Consider the following 2,042-nt stretch of genomic DNA (forward strand, 5'->3'; position numbering starts at 1 on the left):
ACGAGTTCGGGGGCGGCGTCCACCTGCGGCGTCGTCTCCAGGCGTTCGGCCACGATCTGCTTGGCCAGCGGGGTGCGCACCGAGCCGCCCGCGAGCACCACGGCGTCGAGGTCGTCGGCGCCGGTTCCGCCGGAGCTGACCGACGCGGTCTTGCCCGTCCGGGCCGCCCTGTCCGACTCGCTGGACTTGCCCAGCCCCGCGGACTGGATCGACTGCAGCAGCAGTTCCGGAATGCGTTCCAGGTGCCCGCGGCTGAGCTGCTCGAACCGCGAACGGGACAGCGCGAAGTCGGTGCGCACCTGCGGCAGATCCACCCGGACCGTCGCGCCCGGGTGGTACGACAGCGCCTCCTTCGCCCTGGCGCACTCGGCGCGCAGCCCGGCCAGCGCGGCCCGGTGCGTGCGGTCGGTCGGGTCCAGCTCGTCGATGTGCTCGCCGAAGGCTTCCCGCACGTGCCCGAACACCTCGTCGTCGAGGTCCTGCCCGCTGGGGTAACCCGCGTCCAGCGGCGAGCCGAGCACGTCGAACCCGGGCGCGCGGTGCTGCAGCACGGTGGCGTCGAAACCGCTGCCGCCGACGTTGGCGACCGCGACCTTGCCCTGCTCGGTGACCTGCTGCTTGCTCGCGTAGTCCATGGCCACCGCGACCGGCTCCGGCACCATCGTCACGTCGCGCAGCCCCAGCCCGGCCAGGGCTTGGCGCACCAGGTGCGTGCGGAACGGTCCCCACAACGCGCTGTGCGCGAGGGTGATGTGCTCCGCGGGGTGCCCGAGCTGCTGGGCGACCACGTCGGCGACCCACTCGACCATCGAGGCCACCAGCGCCTGCGCGCTGACGAACTCGCTGCCGACCAGCATCGGGGCGTCGTCGCCGACCTGGCGGGTGAAGCCCCGCACGACCCACTCGTGATGGGTCAGTTCCTGCCTGCTCGCCGGTTCACCGGCGACGAACGAGCCGTCCTGGACCCGGCAGAGCACCGTGGGGACGGTTTGCGCGGTCGAGCTCAACGGCAGCGGCTGAGCCGCGCCCCACCGGCCGCCCTCGCGCCGCGCGACGGCCGCCGAGGTGGCCGTGGCCCCCACGTGGATCCCCAGGACGTAAGGCATCGAACCCCTTCCCGTGATCACCTTTTCGGGTCGCTGACGGTACCTGGACACGTTGGGTGCGGAGCAGGTCATCGGACCAGCACGACCGCCTCACGCGCTCAAGGCGGTGACAACTTAGCGCGTCGCCGATCACGCAACGCTGACGGATCCCCCACCAACCCCCTAATCAGGTATCAATCCCATCCCCTAACAGTGCCCCCACTCACTAGGAGTCGTACCCGATGGCGATCGGCACGCCTCGCAGTAGCGTGCTCGCTGGGAGTGAGGGAGTCAGCACGGCCTCACCCGGTCACACGTAACCGAGTTCCGCTGAGCGAGGAGATAGCGCCATGCACTCTCAGCCGGAAGATGCCCCAGGTCGCGCCGAAACCCCCGACTCCCACCCCGAGGCGGCCGCACCGGACGGACCCACGCTGTACGAGTTCCTGACCAGGATCGTCACCAGTCCGGACGCCCGGTCGGCCTTCGACGCTGATCCGCGCGCCACGCTGGATCAGGCCGGACTCGGGGACATGAGCGCGACGGACGTGCTGCAAGCCACGTCGCTGGTGCTCGACTACGCGCCAGTCGAAGTCGCGGACGAATACGGCCGCTCACTCCAGAGCAGCGTCGAGAAGTTCGCCGCGAACACCCAGCACGTCGCGATCACGGAACTGCATCCCGCACATCCACCCGAGCAGGAAGTTACGGAACTGAGCATGCTGCACTCGGAAAACCCGCCCGCCCCCGCCCCGAACGAGGACCCGGAGTCGGAGACCAACGTCAACGTTGAGCAGACCGACTCGCACAACCTGATCAACGTGCACGACGTCCTGAGCGGCAACGACGTTGCCAACGGGAACGCCGTCGGCGACGTGACCGACGCGGTCGGCAACGTGACCAACACCGTCGACAACACCGTGAGCACCGTCGGCGGCGTCGCCGGTGGCGCGACCG

The 2,042-nt window shown here is 69.9% G+C and carries 2 protein-coding genes; one reads left to right on the forward strand and one right to left on the reverse strand.

Translation table 11 applies throughout. The annotated features are described in order from the left end of the window. Nucleotides 1–1,106, reverse strand: a 1,106-nt coding sequence (locus IJH84_RS21370; RefSeq protein WP_295148159.1) for an Hsp70 family protein, incomplete at its 3' end; no start/stop codon positions are given. Nucleotides 1,107–1,435: 329 nt separating this feature from the next. Here IJH84_RS21370 and IJH84_RS21375 point away from each other — a divergent pair. Next, a partial coding sequence (locus IJH84_RS21375) for an IniB N-terminal domain-containing protein (RefSeq protein WP_295148162.1) occupies nt 1,436–2,042 on the forward strand: 607 nt, incomplete at its 3' end.

The organism is Saccharopolyspora sp. (genome assembly GCF_017434145.1).
Classification (GTDB): Bacteria; Actinomycetota; Actinomycetes; order Mycobacteriales; family Pseudonocardiaceae; genus Saccharopolyspora_C; species Saccharopolyspora_C galaxeae.